This window comes from Pseudorhodobacter antarcticus, assembly GCF_900110135.1.
GTDB classification, from domain to species: Bacteria; Pseudomonadota; Alphaproteobacteria; order Rhodobacterales; family Rhodobacteraceae; genus Pseudorhodobacter; species Pseudorhodobacter antarcticus.
The window spans coordinates 37,494-56,544 of the sequence record NZ_FOCO01000006.1 but is presented as its reverse complement, the minus strand read 5'-3'; the positions used below and the strand labels follow the sequence as shown (position 1 = coordinate 56,544).

The window sequence follows — 19,051 nt, the reverse complement described above, 5'->3', positions numbered from 1 at the left end:
CCGTGCCAAAGCCCCGAAAACGCCAACCGAGGACGGTTTATGAGCAAACATTCCACTGACGCCGACGTCGCCTTTATCAAGGCGCTAGCCGAAATTCTGAACACCAACGACCTGACCGAACTCTCGGTCAAGCGCGACTACGCCGAGGATGACAGCTTGGATGTCCGCGTGGTCAAACAGGCCACCGTCGTCACCATGGCCGCCCCGCAAATGATGGCCGCCCCGCAAATGCAGCACGCAGCGCCTACAGCCGCCACTGCCGTCGCCGAAGATCCGGCCTTGCACCCCGGCGCACTGACCTCGCCCATGGTTGGCACCGCTTATGGCGCGGCCGAACCGGGGGCGACCCCGTTTGTGACCATCGGCGCGACCGTGACCGAAGGACAAACCGTGCTGATCATCGAAGCGATGAAAACCATGAACCACATCCCCGCCCCCCGCGCCGGCACCGTCAAACGCATCTTGTTTGAAGATGGCAGCCCGGTTGAATACGGCGCGCCCTTGATGATCATCGAATAAGGGGCAACCAATGTTTGACAAGATCCTAATCGCCAATCGCGGCGAAATCGCCCTTCGCGTCATTCGCGCCTGCCGCGAAATGGGGATCGCCTCGGTCGCCGTCCACTCCACCGCCGACAGTGACGCGATGCACGTCCGCATGGCCGACGAATCCATCTGCATCGGCCCGGCCTCCTCCACCGACAGCTATCTGAACAAAGCCGCGATCATTTCCGCCTGCGAAATCACCGGCGCCCAAGCGGTCCACCCCGGCTATGGGTTTTTGTCGGAAAATGAGGCGTTCGCGCAGGCGTTGCAGGATCACGGCCTCACCTTCATCGGTCCATCCGCCGAACATATCCGCATTATGGGTGATAAAATCACCGCCAAAGAAACCGCCAAGGCGCTGGGTATTCCCGTTGTTCCGGGCTCCGAAGGCGGCGTGGCGAGTTATGAGGATGCGATTGGCGTGGCCGAGGCTATCGGTTTCCCCATCATCATCAAAGCCACCGCAGGCGGCGGCGGTCGCGGCATGAAAGTGGCGAAAAACCAAGCCGAACTCGAAATCGCTTTCCGCACCGCGCGGTCTGAGGCGAAAAACGCCTTTGGCAATGATGAAGTTTATATCGAAAAATACCTGCAAACTCCGCGCCACATCGAAATCCAAGTGTTTGGTGATGGCAAAGGCAACGCCGTGCATCTGGGTGAACGCGACTGCTCGCTTCAACGCCGCCACCAAAAGGTGTTTGAGGAGGCTCCAGGCCCTGCAATCTCCCCCGAATTGCGCGCCAAAATCGGCAAAATCTGCGCCGATGCGGTCGCCAAGATCAACTATATCGGCGCAGGCACCGTCGAATTCCTCTATGAAAATGGCGAGTTTTTCTTCATCGAAATGAACACCCGCCTGCAAGTTGAACATCCCGTGACCGAAGCCATTTTCGGCGTCGACCTTGTGCGCGAACAAATCCGCGTCGCCGCAGGCATGGGCATGTCCTTCACCCAAGACGAGCTGGAAATCAACGGCCACGCGATTGAGGTGCGGATCAACGCCGAAAAACTGCCCAACTTCTTACCCTGCCCCGGCAAAGTGCGCACGTTTCATGCGCCCGGTGGTCTGGGCGTGCGCATGGATTCTGCGATCTACGGCGGCTATTCCATCCCGCCTTACTACGACAGCTTGATCGGCAAGCTGATCGTCCACGGCCGCGACCGCCCCGAGGCGCTGGCCCGCCTAAAGCGCGCTTTGGGTGAGTTGATCATCGATGGCATCGACACCACGGTGCCCTTGTTCCATGCCCTCCTCGCCGAACCCGATGTGCAATCGGGCGATTACAACATCCACTGGTTGGAAAAATGGCTGGAAACGCAGTTTGCGCCGAAATAACGGGACCGGGGGGCACGCAGCCCCCCTTTTCATATGACGGATAAAATCACCCCCCAGCTTTTGCTCTCCGCCTATGCGTCCGGCGTGTTTCCCATGGCGCAAAGCCGCGATGCAACCGACCTGCATTGGGTCGATCCCCGCAAACGCGGCGTTTTCGACTTGGACAATTTCCACATTTCTCGCAGCCTATCCCGCCAAATTGCGCAAAATACTTGCATAATTCGAACAAATTACGATTTTTCTGCGGTCGTCACCGCCTGCGCCAACCGCGAGGAAACGTGGATCAATGCCGAAATCTACGCCCTTTATCAAACTCTGCACAAAACCGGTTTCGCGCAAAGTTTAGAGGTGTGGGATGGCCCCGATCTGGTCGGCGGCGTCTACGGCGTCACCTTGGGCGCCGCGTTTTTCGGGGAAAGCATGTTTTCAACCAAAACCGACGCGTCAAAAATCGCGCTCGCCTATTTGGTCCACCGTCTGCGCGCGGGTGCGTTTACGCTGTTCGATACGCAATTTCTAACACCGCATCTGGCATCGCTTGGCGCGGTTGAGGTGTCAAGAAATCAGTATCACCAGCGCCTCAACGCGGCCTTGGCGCAAACCGCCACCTTCAACCCGCCCGGCTACGCGCCCACGCCTCACTCCGTCAGACAGCGCAGCACCCAAACGTCATAACGCGAATGGTCCATCGCCGACAGCGCCGGGCTGGTGGCCATCATCCACCCCGTAAACGCGGGCGTTTCCATCAACCGGTCCAAAACCGTCAAATGCGCATAGGCCTCCGTCGGGGTGCCGTCCACCGGATACCGGCAATCATCCAACTGAATGGTCAGCCGCCCGTTTTGCGCCGATTGTCCGCGCGACAGTTCCAAATCCCCCGTCTCGCCCGAAACCTTATCCAGCCAGCGCACCACGCCACCTTTGGCCTGCACCGCCGTTTCGGCATGCACAGGGGCGGCCACAACCGCCATCAAAACAAAGGAAAGAATACGGATCATCTGCGCTTATTCCGGCGTCCACGCCTCATAATCGGCCCGCGCCACAGGTTGCGCGCGCCGAATGGACCCGGTCGGCGCATAGGCGGCATCCGTCCCCGTCAGGTTTTCCAAATGTGGTTTTTCCCACGCTTTGCGCACCATCGGCATTTCTGTCGGCGGCTCATCCCAAGTGAAATGCAGCCAGCCGTGCCATTCCGGCGTCACCCGCGTCGCTTCCATTTCACCATTGTAAATCACCCAGCGCCGCTTGCCGTCACTGGTCCGGTAAAAAATATTGCCCTGCGCATCCTCGCCCACCTTAACGCCTTTGCGCCAAGTGAAAATCTGGGTGCTGATGGTTTGGCTGTTCCACCAAGTCAGCAAGCGTTTGAGGAAATACATAAGCGGGCCTCCGGGTTCGTTTGTCGACATATGCCGCAAAGCGCGGGATAGGTCCATCGCATAAAAAGAAAAGGCGGGCCAAAGCCCGCCCCTTCCCCATACCAGTGCCTCAGCCCGCGCTCGCAGGCTCTTTTTTCTTGCGATCGGTATGCACCAACAAGGGTTTCGCGCCGGAATTCACCGCTTCCTCATTGACCACAACCTCTTGCACATCCGTCAGGCCGGGCAATTCGAACATGGTATCCAGCAAGATATCCTCCATGATCGACCGCAACCCCCGCGCCCCCGTTTTCCGCTTGATCGCCCGTTTCGCAATCGCAATCAGCGCATCACTGGTGAACGTCAGTTGCGTGCCTTCAATATCAAACAACCGCTGATATTGCTTGACCAGCGCGTTCTTCGGTTCGGTCAAAATGGTAATCAGCGCGGCCTCATCCAGATCGGTCAAGGTCGCGAGCACCGGCAAACGCCCAACAAATTCCGGGATCAACCCGAATTTCAACAGATCTTCCGGCTCCAACTCTTGGAACATCTCACCCACGCCGCGCGCATCAGGGTCCTTTACATCCGCACCAAACCCGATGCCCGACCCCTTGTTGCGCTGCGCGATGATCTTTTCCAGCCCCGCAAACGCCCCACCACAGATGAACAGAATATTCGTGGTATCGACTTGCAAAAACTCTTGCTGCGGGTGCTTGCGCCCCCCTTGCGGCGGCACAGATGCCACGGTGCCTTCCATAATCTTCAACAGCGCTTGCTGCACGCCTTCGCCCGACACATCGCGGGTGATCGACGGGTTGTCCGATTTGCGCGTAATTTTATCAACTTCGTCGATATACACGATGCCGCGCTGCGCACGCTCCACATTATACTCGGACGCTTGCAACAGCTTCAGGATGATGTTTTCCACATCTTCGCCGACATAACCCGCCTCCGTCAGCGTGGTCGCATCCGCCATCGTGAACGGCACATCCAAAATCCGCGCCAGCGTTTGTGCCAGCAACGTTTTGCCGCAACCCGTCGGGCCAATCAGCAAAATGTTGGATTTCGCCAATTCAATATCGGATTTCGACGAATGGTTCAGCCGCTTGTAATGGTTATGCACCGCCACGGCGAGAACCCGCTTGGCATGTTCTTGCCCAATCACATAATCGTCCAAAACCTTCGCAATATCGCGCGGTGTCGGCACCCCTTCGCTTGATTTCAGCCCCGAGGATTTTGTTTCCTCGCGGATAATATCCATGCAAAGCTCCACACATTCATCACAGATGAACACGGTCGGCCCCGCGATAAGTTTGCGCACTTCGTGCTGGCTTTTGCCACAAAACGAGCAATAGAGCGTGTTTTTGCTGTCGCTGCCTGAATTCGTCGCCATTATGGTCCTTTGCCCCGCATCGTCAGAAATGCCCGTATTTTCAAAGCTGGTGGGCCAAGTCTAGGACATGCCCCACCCCTTCACAATGCGAAATTACTTCGCCTCCGGCTCCGCCTTGCCACGGTCGGCCACGATTTCGTCGATCAACCCCCAAGCCTTGGCATCTTCCGCCGACATAAAGTTGTCGCGCTCCAGCCCCGCCTCTACCGTGTCGTAATCATTGCCGGTGTGGCGCACATAAATCTCATTCAACCGGCGCTTCAACTTCTCAGTCTCGCGCGCGTGGATCATGATATCGGTCGCTTGGCCTTGGTATCCGCCCGATGGCTGATGAACCATAACGCGGCTGTTGGGCAGCGAAAACCGCATCCCCTTTTGCCCCGCCGTCAACAACAGCGACCCCATCGACGCCGCTTGGCCAATAACAAGCGTCGAAACCTTGGGCTTGATATATTGCATCGTGTCGTAAATCGACAGACCGGATGTCACAACACCCCCTGGGCTGTTGATATACATGGAAATTTCCTTCGACGGATTCTCCGCCTCCAAAAACAACAATTGCGCGCAAATCAGGCTCGACATGCCGTCATGCACGGGGCCGGACAGGAAAATAATCCGCTCCTTCAACATCCGGCTAAAGATGTCATAGGCGCGTTCGCCCCGGCTGGTTTGTTCCACAACCATGGGAACGAGGGTGTTCATATAGTGGTCAACTGGATCTTGCATCTGTGCCTGCCTGTTTATGGTGTAAGCGTAATCGCCAAACGATTGCCCAAGTCTTAGTTGCGCGTGCCGCCTCCTGCAAGGGCATCAGGCATTTTCCCTTTAACCATTCTGTTATTCACCCAAGGCGCCCCCCGGCAAAACCCCAAGGTCATGCCAAAAATCGCCGCCCCCCGTGATGTCACATCATCGTTAGCAAACATTTAACGCGCACCGGGCAATGGTAAAGGGCCCCTTGGCAGCCCCTGCCCCAAACGCTACCCTAAATTTCACCTCCAACCCGGAGCCGTCATATGCGCCCCCTCGCCCTAATCCTGTCCATCGGCCTTGCCACCACCGCCCACGCCGCTTGCACGCCCCCCACCCAAAGTGCGGCCCTCCTCCAACAGGCCGCCGATAAGGTGAACGGCTACCGCGCTGCCGCAGACCTTGAACCGCTGCAAATCAACCCAACCTTGGCCAACACGGCCCAAGGTCACGCTTGCGACATGGCCACCGCGGGCCACTTGTCGCATGTGGGCACCAATGGCTCCGATCTGGTGCGCCGATTGAAAGCCGCAGGCTATGCCTTTCGCAGCGCCAATGAAAATGTGGGGCAATTCACCCGCAGCGATCCGGCCGATTGGTGGTATAATTCCACAGGCCACCGCGCCAATATGCTGTCGCCCAAAATCACTGAAATCGGGTTGGGCGTGGCGCTGGGGGCCGATCAAAAACTTTATTGGGTGATGGTCGGCGGCAGCCCTAAACCCTAACAGGCAATCATAAATTCAGCCTTCAACCCGCCCAAATCCTCACTGCGCGACAAAATCAACCGCCCGCCATGGCTGCGCGCCACGTCCTGCGCAATCGCCAAACCCAAGCCCACACCGCCGCCCTTATTCGGGTCGCGCGCCGCATCCAGCCGCGCAAAGGGCATCATCGCCTCCTCACGCTGATCGGGCGCAATACCGGGGCCATCATCCTCCACCATCACGCGCAAATTCCGCCCGGTTTGCAGCGCCGACACGCGCACACAAGTGCCAAACCGCGCCGCATTGCCAATCAGATTTTCCAACGCTCGCGTCACCGCTGCCGGGCGCATCATCACCTCTGCCGCCACCGCAATCCGCCCCAAGGTCACAGGCGATCCCGCCCGCGCTGCATTGTCCACAATCCGCCCCACCAATTCGCGCGGATTCACCACCTCCGCCTCCTCCATCGCATCGCCGCGCGCAAAGGACAGGAATTCGTCGATCAATCGCTGCATGTCGCCCACATCGCCCAGCAACGCCGCCGTCTCCTCATCTTCGGGCAACAACGACAGCCCCAACCGCAGCCGCGTCAGCGGCGTGCGCAAATCGTGGCTGATGCCCGACAGCATCATCGTGCGCTGCTCAATCTGGCGTTCAATCCGCGCGCGCATGTCCAAAAACGCCTTGCCCGCCGCCCGTACTTCCAACGCGCCGCGCGGGCGATACGCCACATGCTGCCCTTTGCCAAACGCCGTGGCCGCATCCGACAACAACGTGATTGGCCGCAACTGATTTCGCAAAAAACCATAGGCAATCAGGGTCATAAAGATCGAGGTTAAGATCATCAGCACCAGCAACTGATGCGGGTTCGACGCCGAAACCCGGCTGCGGTTCACCACAACCAAAATCGGGCCGCGCGCAGTATCAATCGTCATCTCCACCCGCTGCGGCGATGACAGCAGCGCCACATGCGCAATCCCCGGCACCGCCGCGCGCAAATTGGCAATCACCTCCGCGCCCGACAAATCCAACAGCTCGCGCAAATCCGCGCCGTCAGTCACAGGCGCGGGCACCGTCACGGCCATGCCCAAACCGCTTGCAATCTCACGCAGCCGCCCCTGCGCGGCACTGGCGTCCGCCCCTTCCCACTGGGCCAGCAAATACGCCAGCTCCGTGGCAACGCCCATCGTCATTTGCCGCGTCACCCCTTCAAAGTGGCGCTGAATAAACGCCACCGACACGACCAGTTGAATCGTGACAATCGGCACGATCAAGATCGACGCCGCCCGCCCATAAAGCCCCCGGGGGAAAATGTTTTTCACCTTGCCAAACATGCACTAAGGTTACGCGCAGCCCGCCCAAACCAAAAGCCCCTTTTGCGCCCGGATCCAACGCCCATGCCCCAAATCCGCTGCATCCTTGCGCCCAATCCGTCCCCCATGACGTTGCATGGCACCAACAGCTACCTTGTCGGCACGGGCGATCTGGCCCTGATCGACCCCGGCCCAAACATCCCCGCCCATGCGCGCGCGATCATGGCCGCCTTAAATCCCGGCGAACGCATCACCCATATCCTCGTCACCCACGCGCACACCGACCACTCCCCCCTCGCCCCGATCATGGCGCAGGCTCTTCACATCAAAACTCACGCGTTTGGCCCCGCCACCGCAGGCCGCAGCCCGGCCATGACCGCGCTGGCAACCCAAGGCCTGATCGCGGGTGGCGAAGGGGTCGATCACGCTTTCACCCCCGACATCCCCCTCCAAGATAACGAAACCCTATCCCACAACGATTGGGCCTTGCGCGCCATTCACACCCCCGGCCACCTCAGCAATCACCTGTGCCTTGCCCTTGGGCAAACGCTGTTCACAGGCGATCACATCATGGGCTGGTCGTCGTCGCTCATCTCGCCCCCCGATGGTGATATGGCCGCCTACATGGCCGCCACCCGCCACCTCGCCACCCAAGACTGGGTTCTGTTTCACGCAGGCCACGGCGCCCCCATCACAGACCCGCACACCCGCCTCACCCAAACCCTGCACCACCGCGAACAGCGCGCGGCGTCCATCCTAGACGCCCTCGCTTGCGGCCCCAAAACCATCCCGGACCTCACCGCAAACCTGTACGCCGACACCCCCAAAACCCTGCACCCTGCGGCGGCGCGCAACATCCTTGCCCATCTCATTGATCTCACCGCGCAAAACCGCACCACCGCCCACCCCACCCTCGCCTTAAACGCCACCTATACATTGGCTTGAACTCCCCGTTCCCCGCCCCTATATTGCCCTTGTTCGGGTTCGCTCGGACTATGGTGATAAACGCACCTGTAATAAACGGCTCGGACCCGGGGGCGGTACCCGGCGACTCCACCATTCCACCCGCTCATTTCGGGGGTTCGGGGTCGAAATAGGATCGACGAACGTCTAAAGAGGCCAGCTTTTGCTCGGTGAGGTACCACCGTTATCGGTCCGAAACGTACAGTTGCAAATGACAACCGTGCTCCGATGGCGATGGCCGCGTAAGCGACCGGAACTATCGAAAACTAAGCCCTTGCGCCTAGCAGCGTAAGGCGGGGCCCGGAGGAGCCTGGCAACAGAATCCTCCACTTCCTCCCCCGATACCCCCCCGACAAACGCACGCCCACCCCCATCACGCCCAAAATACCCGCGCCACAATCCCCTGTCGCGGCCCCCGCCCCGCCCCACCCATCACCCCGCTTGCGCAAACGCAAATCCCACGCCACACTCCCATCATGCGCCACATCCTCCCCCTCACCCTCCTCCTCGCCGCCCCCGCGCAAGCTTGCGAAACCGCACTCCTGCTGGCCATCGACGTGTCAGGCTCTATTGATCGCGGCGAATACATGCTTCAAATCAGCGGCTTGCACGATGCTCTGCGCGACCCTGAAATCGCCGAAATCCTGATCCGCGATCAAGTCGCGCTGTCGGTCATGCAATGGTCCGGCACAAACCGCCAATCCATGGTGATGCCGTGGCAACGCATACTGTCGCCGGACGCGCTCAACCGCTTTGCCACCACCGCCCAAACTCTGCCCCGCGCCTTTGACGGCTCCGATACGGCGGTGGGCGACGCCGTCACCTACGCGTTGCAACAATTCGCCCAAGTGTCTGATTGCAAACGCCATATCATCGACATTTCCGGCGACGGCCCCGAAAATGCCGGCACCAACGTCGCCCGCGCCCGCACCGCAGCCACCACCCAAGGCGTCCAAATCAACGCCATCGCGATTGAGGATATGGGCCTCTCCGCCCCCACCACCAGCTTTTACAAAAACTGGGTCATCACCCGCGACGCCTTCGTGATGACCGCACGCGGGCTTGATGATTACCCCCGCACCCTGCGCGCCAAAATCCTGCGCGAATTGATAAAACCGACAGGCTAACCCCCCCGTCCCACATTCTCGCCCCAAATTCCCGGCACCCGCCCAGCCCCCGCCAAACCTCCAAACCTCCCCCCTTCCTTTCACGCGCAAATCCCCTATGATGCCCTCAACCAAACGAAAGGGCACCGCATGGCGCGCAGCATCGAATACGGCAACCTCATGCACAACGCGATGCGTGGCCTCATTCAGGCCGTCCTCACCGATGTCTCCAAACACGGCCTGCCCGGCAACCACCACTTCTTCATCACGTTCGACACCACCCACCCCGACGTGATTCTCGCCGACTGGCTCCGCGATCGCTACCCCGAGGAAATGACGATTGTCGTCCAAAACTGGTTCGAAAACCTCGACGTCACCGATACCGGCTTTTCCATCACCCTCAATTTCGGCAACAACCCCGAACCGATGGTCGTCCCCTTTGATGCCCTGCGCACATTCGTGGACCCTTCCGTCGAATTCGGCCTGCGCTTTGAAAGCAAATCTGATGATGAGGACGAGGATGAGGACGACGAAACAGAGGATGACGACACGCCCCCCCCCGCGCCGCCCCGCGCAGCAGAGGTCGTCTCCCTTGATAAATTCCGCAAGTGACCACCCCCGCCCGCAGCCAAAAGGCCAGCACCATGTTCAGTGACCTCGCGTTTTTTCTCAAACAAGCGGTCCTGCAACCCAAACAAACCTCCTCGCTCGTGCCCTCCTCACGCGCGCTGGCGACCGCAATGGCCGAACATGTCGGCCCCCAAACCGGGCCAGTGGTCGAATTTGGCCCCGGCACCGGGATCATCACCCAAGCGATTTTGCAGCGCGGCGTCACCCCCGCCAACCTCACGCTGTTTGAAATGAACGCGGCCTTTGCGGATGCGCTGCACAGCCGCTTTCCGGGCACCACCATCCACACCGATTGCGCGCAAATGGCCCCCAAATTGCTGCCCCCAACGGTCGGCGCTGTCGTCTCGGGCCTGCCCCTTCTGTCGATGCCGCGTCAGATTCGCCGCGAAATCGTCGCCGCCGCCTTTGATGTGCTGCGCCCCGGCGGCATCATGATCCAGTTCACCTACGGCCAAAATCCGCCCCTCACCGATGATGGTCTGGCCGCCTTGGGCCTTCAAGCCACCAAAGCGCGCAAGGTTTGGGCCAACTTCCCCCCGGCCCAAGTTTACATCATCACCCGCGCCACTGTGTAAAGCTCAAACGGTATACCTCCGCATACCAATTGCTTTCCCCCCCGCATCCCCCTACAAAGACGCAAATTTTTTGGAGGAAAGTTCGATGTCCGCGATCCGTGTTGAAACCGACAGCTTTGGCCCCCTTGATGTCCCCGCTGACAAATATTGGGGTGCCCAAACCCAGCGCTCCATCCAAAACTTTCCCATCGGCTGGGAACGTCAACCCGTTGCAATCATTCGCGCTTTGGGCGTGATCAAACAGGCCTGCGCCCGCGTGAACAAAGTCCAAGGCGATATGCCCGCCGACCTCGCCGACACTATTTCAAACGCGGCCCAAGAGGTGATTGACGGCAAGTTTGATGACAACTTTCCATTGGTCGTCTGGCAAACCGGCTCCGGCACCCAGTCCAACATGAACGCGAACGAAGTTATCTCAAACCGCGCCATTGAAATGCTCGGCGGCGTGATGGGCTCCAAAAAACCCGTCCACCCCAATGATCACGTCAACATGGGCCAATCATCCAACGACACATTTCCCACCGCCATGCATGTGGCCACTGGCATGATGGCCCGCGATGTTTTGCTGCCCGGCCTGCACAAACTGCACGCGGCCCTCGTCGCAAAACAAAACGAATTCAAAGACATCATCAAAATTGGCCGCACTCATACCCAAGATGCGACGCCTTTGACCTTGGGTCAGGAATTTTCCGGCTACGCCCACCAAGTTGCCAAGGGCATCCAGCGCGTCAACGCCTGCCTGCCCGATATTTATGAACTGGCCCAAGGCGGCACCGCCGTCGGCACCGGCCTCAACACCCGCGTCGGCTGGGACACGCGCGTGGCCGCGGAAATCGCGGCCATCACCGATTTGCCCTTCGTGACCGCCCCCAATAAATTCGAATCCCTCGCCGCCCATGACGCGATGGTGATGATGTCGGGCGCTTTGAAAACCGTTGCAGGCTCCCTGTTCAAAATCGCGAACGATCTTCGCCTCCTCGGCTCCGGTCCGCGTTCCGGCCTTGGCGAATTAATCTTGCCCGAAAACGAACCGGGTTCGTCCATCATGCCCGGCAAAGTGAACCCAACCCAGGCCGAGGCGCTGACAATGGTCTGCGCCCATGTCATGGGCAATGATGCCGCCATCGGCTTCGCAGGCTCGCAGGGACATTTTGAACTCAACGTCTATAACCCGATGATGTCCTATAACCTGTTGCAATCCATGCAGCTTTTGGGCGATGCGGCGGGGTCCTTCACCGATAACATGGTGGTCGGCACCCAAGCCAACATCCCGCGCATCGACAAGCTGATGAAGGAATCGCTGATGCTGGTGACCGCTTTGGCCCCCACCATCGGCTATGACAACGCCACCAAAGTCGCCAAAACCGCGCATAAAAACGGCACGACCCTGCGTGAAGAGGCGATTGCGCTGGGTCTGGTCGATGGTGAAACCTTTGACCGCGTGGTGCGGCCCGAAGATATGATCGGGCCAAAGGGTTAAATTTTGTCCGCACAAATCATCAACCTGCGCGCAACAAAAAAGGCTAAGGAAAAATCCTTGGCCCGCGCGCAGGCTGATGCCAACGCCGCCAAATTTGGCCGCACCAAGGCCAAAAAAGCCGCCGAAAAATCCACCGCCGACCGCGCCAACCGCACATTGGACGGGCACGCACTGGACGACAAGACATGAGCCGCGCCCCAGAACGCCCCGTCAAACACTCCCTCACCCTGCGCGGCCACCGCACGTCGGTATCACTCGAGGCTGAATTTTGGACCGCCTTTCGCGACATCGCCACCGCTCGCGACCTCACGATAAACGCCTTGGCGATTGAGATTGACGAGCAACGCCAAACCACCATCGGCCTCGCCTCCGCCATCCGCGTTTATATTCTAAACCATTACAAAAACGCCCCGTAGGTCGGGGTTCACCCCGACTCTCACCCTGCCAAAACCGCGATCCAAACCCTAATATAAGCTTAACAAAAAAATCAAATACCGCGAATACAACACCTTACCCGCCGCATCGCGCGCGATGCTATCGCGGTTTCACATCCAACCAAATCCCGTCCCGCGCCCGCACCGTCAAATGGGCCACAGGCACCGGCACTTTGCCCGCCACCAGTTCAAACCGAAAATCCCGCACCATCATGGCCAACAACAAAGGCCCCTCCACCATCGCAAACCCCGCCCCCGGACAAACCCGCGCCCCGCTTGAAAACGGAATAAATGCCTCGCGGGCACAGCCTTTCCCCGCCTCCGTCTGCCAGCGGTCAGGGTCAAATTCATCCGGCCGGTCCCAAATCCGCTCATGCCGATGCAAATGCCACGGGCTCAACACAACCTGCCCGCCCGGCCTCACCCTGCGCCCGCGAAACTCCTCAGGGCAGGCATTTTCGCGCACCATCATCGGCACCGGCGGGTACAATCGCAGCGCCTCGCGAAACACATCGCGGCTGAATTTCAGCCCCCCCATCGCGCCAAAATCCGCCCCCCTCGCCTCCTGCGCAACGCGGTCCTGCACACGCTGATCCATCGCCAGCAAATACAGCGCCCACCCCAACGCCGATGCACTCGTTTCATGCCCCGCAAGGAAAAAGATCGCGACCTGATCAATCATTTCTTCCGTCCCAAACACCTCTCCCGTCACCGGGTCCGGCGTGGTCATAATCTTGGTCGCCAAATCCTTGGGCGCGGTGCCCGCCAAAATCTGGGCCGCCCGTCCTTCGGTCAACTCCCGGATCAACCCCCTAATCCGCGCCGCCGTGGCCTTGGTTTGGCGCGAATGAAAGCGCGGAAACCAGCGCGGCAGCGGCAAAAACGCCGCCAAATTCAAGATCGGCTGCGCCCGCTGATAGGCGCGGAATTGATCAAAAACCTCCGCCGCGATGGCATGTTCAATGGGGATGGAAAACAGCGTGCGAAAAATCACATCCGCCGCCGCGTGGCTCATCTCCGGCTCAATATCTTGCACGCCGGGCCGCATCCGGGCAGCCATCGCCTGCCCCGCCGCAACCATGGCCGGAAAGGTCGATTTCACCCGCCCCCCTTCAAACGCCGGGTCAATAATGCGCCGCTGCCGTTTCCAAACCTCACCATTCGTCACAAAAACCGAATTGCCCAACAACGGCCGCAGCCCTTCACCAATCCGGTTCGATTTGGGGAAATCATCGGGCCGCTCGTTTAAAACCCGCCGCACCAGCGCCGGATCATTGCACAAATAGCTGCGGAAAAACGGCGTGCGAAATTCGGCCATCCACGCGCGATAAAGCCGCGCGGGCTGGGCCGATAGAATATCTGCCCGAAACAGTTTCATATACCGCCACAGCGACACTTTATCGGGCCGGGCCACGGGTTTCGGCGGGATCATGGCACCACCGACGTATATTTGTTCACGGCCCGCGTGATCCGCTGCGCCGACGCGCCCCGCCCCGCATAGCGCGCGTTAAGGGTCAACGGCCCCGCCGTGATCTGAAAATAATCATAGTCACGCGGGCGATCAAACGCGCAAAGATACTGAAAATGCAGCCGGAAAAAACGCCAGCGCAACTCTCGCCACCGCTGAGGCGACAAGGTTTGCGTGAAGGCCGCCGAAAACACCAGCGGCCAGCGCTGCCCCACCGGGGCCACCCCCGACACGGCCACGGGGTCACACAAAGCAAACGCACACCCATCGCCGGGGGCGGTCACATCGACCCAAACCAGCGCATCTGACGCGGAAAGAAACGCCAAATCCGCGCGCAAACGATGGGCGTCAGGCAAAAACGACACCATCGGCACCACTTGCCCCAGCGACAAAAACGACAGCGCCGGACCGCCCGCAGGCACCCGCCCCGCGCGAATAAGATCGGCCAAAACCGACACCCCGATATGCACGCCCGAGGAGTGACCGACCACCAAAACCTCCTCAACATCATGGGTCAAAGCGGCGGCGATCGCGATGCCAAAATCCGCCATGCGCTCCTCCAACTCTGGCGGGTTGGCACCGTTGAATTGCGCGGAATAGGCATAGTCATGCATAAGATAATAGGCAAAAACCTTATTATCGACCCGGCGAAACCAATGCAGCAAGGCCACGGCCAGCACCGCACCAACACCAAGGCCCAACAGCCCGCCCATTGGCAAAAACGCCATCCCAAAAGCCACGCCCAACCGCACCACCAAAGCGGCCAAACCAAGCTGCCCCAGCAAAAATACCAACGGATAAAGCGCTGCAATCACAGGCCCCTTGCGCAGCCGCATCAAACGAAACAACGCGCCAGAGGTAATATAAATCCACGCGGTTTTGACCAGTTGCACATAGGTCACGACGATCCCGGTCGCCATCGAATCCTTAACGATATCGGACCAAACCAACACCTCCACTTGGGCCGCAACATCTGCCCCCCCAATCTGCGATGCAACCTGCCAACCATAAGCCCCGCCACCCGCTTTGGGTTTCAGATCAAGCGCATAGTCAGAAATCGCCGCCTGCTCGGCGCCTTCCTTGCGGTACAATTCGCGGTATCGGCGCGGATGAAACGGGTCATAACCGGGAATGTAGAACACGCGGCGGCGCGCAACACTGCCCGTGGAGTGTGAAGGATCTGTTGTCATAATGCCCCTGCGTCCCGTCTTTTTCCCTTACCGCAGTATACCGCGAAATTGGGCAAAATTAGGGGGAAAGGTCAGCCCAGCCTGCTAAGGATGGGGAAGGTTTCCAAAAGCCAGAACGAAAACGCCGAAAACGCACCTGTCAGCAGGGCCACGCCAACGATAATCAGCAAAACACCCATCGCCCGTTCAATCGCCTTCATATGGCGTTTCAGCCGGGCCATGACACCAACAGCGCGTTCGATAAACATGGCAGCAAGGATAAACGGCAGCCCCAAACCCAAAGCATAGACGCCAAGCAGCGTGGTGCCGCGGGTCAGGCTGGCCTCACTGGCTGCGATGGACAAAATCGCACCCAATTGCGGGCCGATGCATGGCGTCCAGCCAAAAGCAAAGGCGAGGCCCAAAAGATATGCGCCAAAGGCCGATCCGCCGCGGTCGCCCGCGTCCAGCCGCGCCTCACGATCAAGGATGGAAATGCGGAAAACGCCCAAGAAATGCAGGCCAAATATGATGACCACAACGCCCGATACTTTGGACAGAATATCTTGATATTGCAGAAAAAATGTTCCAAACACAGAGGCGGTGAAGCCAAGGAAAAGGAACACCGTCGACAGGCCCAGCACAAAGAAAATTGCAGGCAGCAGAACACGGCGGCGGGCGGTGCCGGCCTTCATCTCGCCCATGCTGATCCCGCCCATATAGGCAAGGTAGGGCGGCACAATCGGCAACACGCAAGGCGACAGGAACGACAAAACGCCCGCCAACAAAGCCACAAGCATCGCAGGTGCCAGACTGGCGTCGATAAGGTCAATTCCGATCATGGCGCTTCCTTTTGCTTGCCCTATTGGTCTAGCCCGAATGGTTGGCTGCGTCAGCAGGGCAGATGGTCACGTTCGCGTGGCCAAGGGGCAGATATGGAAAAAGGCGCGGGGGTTGGCCCGCGCCTTTTGGGGTTTTATGTGCTGCGGTTAGCGGCCCAAGTTCCACCAGCCTTTGCGACGTGGTTTTTCTTCCGCGTCTGCAACGGGTGCCACCACTTTGGCTGCGGGGCCTGCTGCGGTCACAGGGGCTGCCTCAACCACAACGGCAGGCGTAGGCGCTGGCGGCGGGGTCGGTTCGGAAACTGGCGCGGACGCCACCTCTGCTGCGACCATGGCTGGCGCTTCTGATGCAGCTTCCACCTCAGCCACCACTTTTGGCTTGCGCACGCGGCGGGGTTTTGGCTTTTCGGCTGGGGCCTCCGCCTCTGCTGCGGGCACGGCGTCTGCAACCGCTGGTGCGGCCCCTGCATCGGCTATTGCCCCCTCTGCCGTGTCAGCTTTTGGCTTGCGAGTCCGTGACCTACTGCGCTTTTTGGGCGCTTCATCGGCTGGCGCGTCTACCGCAGGCGTAATGGCCGCATCGGGTGCCGCACCATCCGCGCTGTCGGCATCATCGCCATCCTGATCACCGGTATCATCCCCGTTTTCATCGGCACCATTGGCCCCACGACGACGACGACGACGACGACGCTTTTTGCGGCCCCCGTCTTTCGGGTCCTCTTCGCCGCGCGCCTCGGCCCGCGCTTCGCTGCGCGGCTCGTCGGCGTCTACGCTTTCGGGTTCTGAATTTTCTTCTTCTTCAGTCGGGATTTCGGGATCCTCGATATCGTCAACATAGGCCCCCATCATCGACGAATTGCCTGAAATCACGCCCGAATTTTCCGAAACCACACGCAGCGCGGTTTTGAATTTTTCAATCGTGTAATCTGGGCTGATCATGGCGGGGTCACATTCGACCCGCACCGACATGCCATAGCGTGCCTCGATCATCGCGATATGTTCGCGCTTTTGGTTCATCAAGAAGTTGACCACCGCGATGGGTGCGCGCAGCAGCACTTCTTTGCTGCGCTTGCGGGTGCCCTCCTCCTCCAGCGCGCGCAAAATCGTCAGCGCCATGCTGTCATCGGACCGGATAAGGCCCGTGCCATGGCAATGCGCGCAAGGCTGGGTGGTGCTTTCCAACATGCCGGGGCGCAAGCGTTGGCGGCTCATTTCCATCAGGCCAAAGCCGGAAATGCGGCCGACCTGAATCCGCGCGCGATCGGTTTTCAGCTTGTCTTTCAACCGCTTTTCAACGGCGGCGTTGTTGCGACGATCTTCCATGTCGATAAAGTCGATCACAATCAACCCAGCCAAATCGCGCAGGCGCAATTGGCGGGCCACCTCCTCGGCGGCCTCCAGGTTGGTTTTGGTCGCGGTTTCCTCGATCGAGCCTTCTTTGGTCGCGCGGCCCGAGTTGACGTCGATCGCCACCAACGCTTCGGTGATGCCGATCACGATGTAACCGCCCGATTTTAGCTGAACGGTGGGGTTGAACATCCCCGCCAGATAGCTTTCGACTTGATAGCGCGCAAACAGCGGCGTGGGGTCATTATAGGGCTGCACGGCGCGGGCATGGGTTGGCATGATCATGCGCATAAAATCCTTGGCGACGCGGAACCCTTCGGCGCCTTCCACCAGCACTTCGTCAATCTCGCGGCTGTAAAGGTCGCGGATGGAGCGTTTGATCAAATTGCCTTCTTCATAGATCGCAGCCGGGGCAATGGATTTCAATGTCAATTCGCGGATCTGTTCCCACAAGCGCATCAGATATTCGTAATCGCGGCGAATTTCGGGCTTGGTGCGCTTGGCCCCCGCCGTGCGGATAATCAGGCCAGCGCCTTCGGGCACCACGATTTCCTGCGCGATTTCTTTCAGCTTTTTGCGGTCATTGGCTTGGGTAATCTTGCGCGAAATGCCACCACCGCGCGCGGTGTTGGGCATCAAGACACAGTAACGGCCTGCCAGCGACAGATAGGTGGTTAGCGCTGCGCCCTTATTGCCGCGCTCCTCCTTGACCACTTGGATCAGCATAATCTGGCGAACTTTGATCACTTCTTGGATTTTATAGCGGCGCGCGCGGGGGCGGCGGGGGGCGCGAATTTCCTCAGACACATCTTCATCCGCGATGGATTCGATGTCGTCGTCGGTGTCGGATGCCGTGTCCATCGCGCGGAACGGCGCATCGCCATCCTCATCGCTGTCGGGCGCGTCATGGACCTCTGCCCTGTGCAAAATCGACACGTCAGCCTGCGCATCGGTTGCGGTTTCAACCACATCCACGGCGGCATCAGTGTCGGTTTCATCCAGATCAACGACATCCATGCCACTGATTTCGGCGGTTTTTACGGCATCACCCGATTGCGCGGATTGCGCTGCGGACCCACCGCGCGGGCGGCGCTGACGGCGGCCTTTGCCACCATCCCGGCCCCCATCGCGACCCTGCTCCCGGCCGCCATCGCGACCTGCGTCGCGGGCATTTTCATCCTCTTCCTCGGCGCGGGCAATCGCACGTTCCTCATCCAACAGCGCTTGGCGGTCGGCCATCGGGATTTGGTAATAATCAGGGTGGATTTCGGCAAAAGCCAAAAACCCGTGGCGATTTCCGCCGTAATCGACAAAGGCCGCCTGCAACGACGGTTCGACCCGTGTTACCTTTGCAAGGTAAATATTGCCAGCAAGCTGACGTTTGTTGATGGTTTCAAAGTCGAATTCCTCAACCTTGTTTCCATCCACCACAACCACCCGAGTTTCCTCGGCATGGGTGGCATCGATAAGCATTTTCTTGGCCATTTTGTTCCATAGCACCCAGCCGCGCCCACCGCGCCGGAAACTTTCCGGGGGGACGATGTGCGCTGAAGTGGTGACTTGTCTGGGCGAGGCTGCGCGACAAAAGCGGCAGGGTTGGCCGCAAAGGCCCCCCGTCAGCTTTGGTCAAT

General features: G+C 59.4%; 20 protein-coding genes and 1 other RNA gene. 12 read left to right on the top strand and 9 right to left on the bottom strand.

Annotated elements, in window-relative coordinates; all coding sequences use genetic code 11:
• Window positions 1–39: 39 nt before the first annotated feature.
• From accB to aat, 3 genes are read left to right on the top strand one after another with little or no spacing between them, the layout of a single operon-like run.
• Entirely contained in the window at window positions 40–519 is a 480-nt protein-coding gene (gene accB, locus BMY36_RS04280) for an acetyl-CoA carboxylase biotin carboxyl carrier protein (RefSeq protein WP_050518444.1), read from the top strand.
• Between the two features lie 10 nt (window positions 520–529).
• Entirely contained in the window at window positions 530–1,882 is a 1,353-nt protein-coding gene (gene accC, locus BMY36_RS04275) for an acetyl-CoA carboxylase biotin carboxylase subunit (RefSeq protein ID WP_050518445.1), read from the top strand.
• 33 nt (window positions 1,883–1,915) lie between these two features.
• Entirely contained in the window at window positions 1,916–2,557 is a 642-nt protein-coding gene (aat, locus tag BMY36_RS04270; protein ID WP_050518446.1) for a leucyl/phenylalanyl-tRNA--protein transferase, read from the top strand.
• Here aat and BMY36_RS04265 read toward each other — a convergent pair.
• The 4 genes from BMY36_RS04265 to BMY36_RS04250 all read right to left on the bottom strand — a co-directional run bounded on the left by BMY36_RS04265 (window position 2,521) and on the right by BMY36_RS04250 (window position 5,362).
• Window positions 2,521–2,880 carry a DUF2155 domain-containing protein gene (locus BMY36_RS04265; RefSeq protein ID WP_139193932.1) on the bottom strand — a complete coding sequence of 120 codons (360 nt, stop codon included), beginning with the start codon at window positions 2,878–2,880 and terminating at the stop codon, window positions 2,521–2,523. The genes aat and BMY36_RS04265 overlap by 37 nt on opposite strands.
• A gap of 6 nt (window positions 2,881–2,886) precedes the next feature.
• Window positions 2,887–3,261 (bottom strand): NADH:ubiquinone oxidoreductase subunit NDUFA12, encoded by a 375-nt coding sequence (locus BMY36_RS04260; protein WP_050518447.1) that lies wholly within the window; start codon window positions 3,259–3,261, stop codon window positions 2,887–2,889.
• Between the two features lie 109 nt (window positions 3,262–3,370).
• On the bottom strand, window positions 3,371–4,636 hold the full coding sequence (clpX, locus tag BMY36_RS04255; RefSeq protein WP_050518448.1) for an ATP-dependent Clp protease ATP-binding subunit ClpX: 1,266 nt from the start codon (window positions 4,634–4,636) through the stop codon (window positions 3,371–3,373).
• 93 nt (window positions 4,637–4,729) lie between these two features.
• Window positions 4,730–5,362 carry an ATP-dependent Clp protease proteolytic subunit gene (locus tag BMY36_RS04250; protein WP_050518449.1) on the bottom strand — a complete coding sequence of 211 codons (633 nt, stop codon included), beginning with the start codon at window positions 5,360–5,362 and terminating at the stop codon, window positions 4,730–4,732.
• Between the two features lie 290 nt (window positions 5,363–5,652).
• Here BMY36_RS04250 and BMY36_RS04245 point away from each other — a divergent pair, with 290 nt between their 5' ends.
• Window positions 5,653–6,114 carry a CAP domain-containing protein gene (locus tag BMY36_RS04245; protein WP_050518450.1) on the top strand — a complete coding sequence of 154 codons (462 nt, stop codon included), beginning with the start codon at window positions 5,653–5,655 and terminating at the stop codon, window positions 6,112–6,114.
• Here BMY36_RS04245 and BMY36_RS04240 read toward each other — a convergent pair.
• Window positions 6,111–7,427, bottom strand: coding sequence for an ATP-binding protein (locus BMY36_RS04240; RefSeq protein WP_050518451.1), 1,317 nt, complete (start codon window positions 7,425–7,427; stop codon window positions 6,111–6,113). The two genes, BMY36_RS04245 and BMY36_RS04240, sit on opposite strands and share 4 nt — an antisense overlap.
• A 63-nt stretch (window positions 7,428–7,490) precedes the next feature.
• On the opposite strand from BMY36_RS04240, the gene BMY36_RS04235 reads away from it, so the two are divergent.
• The 8 genes from BMY36_RS04235 to BMY36_RS04200 all read left to right on the top strand — a co-directional run bounded on the left by BMY36_RS04235 (window position 7,491) and on the right by BMY36_RS04200 (window position 12,576).
• Window positions 7,491–8,351 (top strand): MBL fold metallo-hydrolase, encoded by an 861-nt coding sequence (locus BMY36_RS04235; protein WP_050518452.1) that lies wholly within the window; start codon window positions 7,491–7,493, stop codon window positions 8,349–8,351.
• Window positions 8,344–8,700: a transfer-messenger RNA gene (gene ssrA / locus BMY36_RS04230) on the top strand. The genes BMY36_RS04235 and ssrA overlap by 8 nt, the downstream gene beginning before the upstream one ends.
• Window positions 8,701–8,845: 145 nt before the next feature.
• Window positions 8,846–9,496, top strand: a complete 651-nt coding sequence (locus BMY36_RS04225; protein WP_050518453.1) for a DUF1194 domain-containing protein — start codon at window positions 8,846–8,848, stop codon at window positions 9,494–9,496.
• A 129-nt stretch (window positions 9,497–9,625) separates the two neighbouring features.
• Entirely contained in the window at window positions 9,626–10,087 is a 462-nt protein-coding gene (locus BMY36_RS04220; protein WP_050518454.1) for an SspB family protein, read from the top strand.
• A 32-nt stretch (window positions 10,088–10,119) separates the two neighbouring features.
• Complete coding sequence (locus BMY36_RS04215) at window positions 10,120–10,680, top strand: class I SAM-dependent methyltransferase (protein WP_074818439.1); 561 nt, start codon at window positions 10,120–10,122, stop codon at window positions 10,678–10,680.
• Window positions 10,681–10,765: 85 nt separating this feature from the next.
• A complete protein-coding gene (gene fumC / locus BMY36_RS04210; RefSeq protein WP_050518456.1) occupies window positions 10,766–12,160 on the top strand; it encodes a class II fumarate hydratase in 1,395 nt (464 codons plus the stop codon).
• A gap of 3 nt (window positions 12,161–12,163) precedes the next feature.
• Window positions 12,164–12,349 (top strand): DUF4169 family protein, encoded by a 186-nt coding sequence (locus BMY36_RS04205; protein ID WP_050518457.1) that lies wholly within the window; start codon window positions 12,164–12,166, stop codon window positions 12,347–12,349.
• Window positions 12,346–12,576 (top strand): ribbon-helix-helix domain-containing protein, encoded by a 231-nt coding sequence (locus BMY36_RS04200; RefSeq protein ID WP_050518458.1) that lies wholly within the window; start codon window positions 12,346–12,348, stop codon window positions 12,574–12,576. The genes BMY36_RS04205 and BMY36_RS04200 overlap by 4 nt, the downstream gene beginning before the upstream one ends.
• A 118-nt stretch (window positions 12,577–12,694) precedes the next feature.
• On the opposite strand, the gene BMY36_RS04195 is transcribed toward BMY36_RS04200, so the two are convergent.
• The 4 genes from BMY36_RS04195 to BMY36_RS04180 all read right to left on the bottom strand — a co-directional run bounded on the left by BMY36_RS04195 (window position 12,695) and on the right by BMY36_RS04180 (window position 18,905).
• Window positions 12,695–14,026 carry a cytochrome P450 gene (locus BMY36_RS04195; RefSeq protein WP_050518459.1) on the bottom strand — a complete coding sequence of 444 codons (1,332 nt, stop codon included), beginning with the start codon at window positions 14,024–14,026 and terminating at the stop codon, window positions 12,695–12,697.
• Entirely contained in the window at window positions 14,023–15,252 is a 1,230-nt protein-coding gene (locus BMY36_RS04190) for a hypothetical protein (protein WP_050518460.1), read from the bottom strand. The genes BMY36_RS04195 and BMY36_RS04190 overlap by 4 nt, the downstream gene beginning before the upstream one ends.
• A 71-nt stretch (window positions 15,253–15,323) precedes the next feature.
• Window positions 15,324–16,073, bottom strand: coding sequence for a cytochrome c biogenesis CcdA family protein (locus tag BMY36_RS04185; RefSeq protein ID WP_050518461.1), 750 nt, complete (start codon window positions 16,071–16,073; stop codon window positions 15,324–15,326).
• A 147-nt stretch (window positions 16,074–16,220) separates the two neighbouring features.
• Window positions 16,221–18,905 carry an Rne/Rng family ribonuclease gene (locus tag BMY36_RS04180; protein WP_050518462.1) on the bottom strand — a complete coding sequence of 895 codons (2,685 nt, stop codon included), beginning with the start codon at window positions 18,903–18,905 and terminating at the stop codon, window positions 16,221–16,223.
• Window positions 18,906–19,051 lie beyond the last annotated feature (146 nt).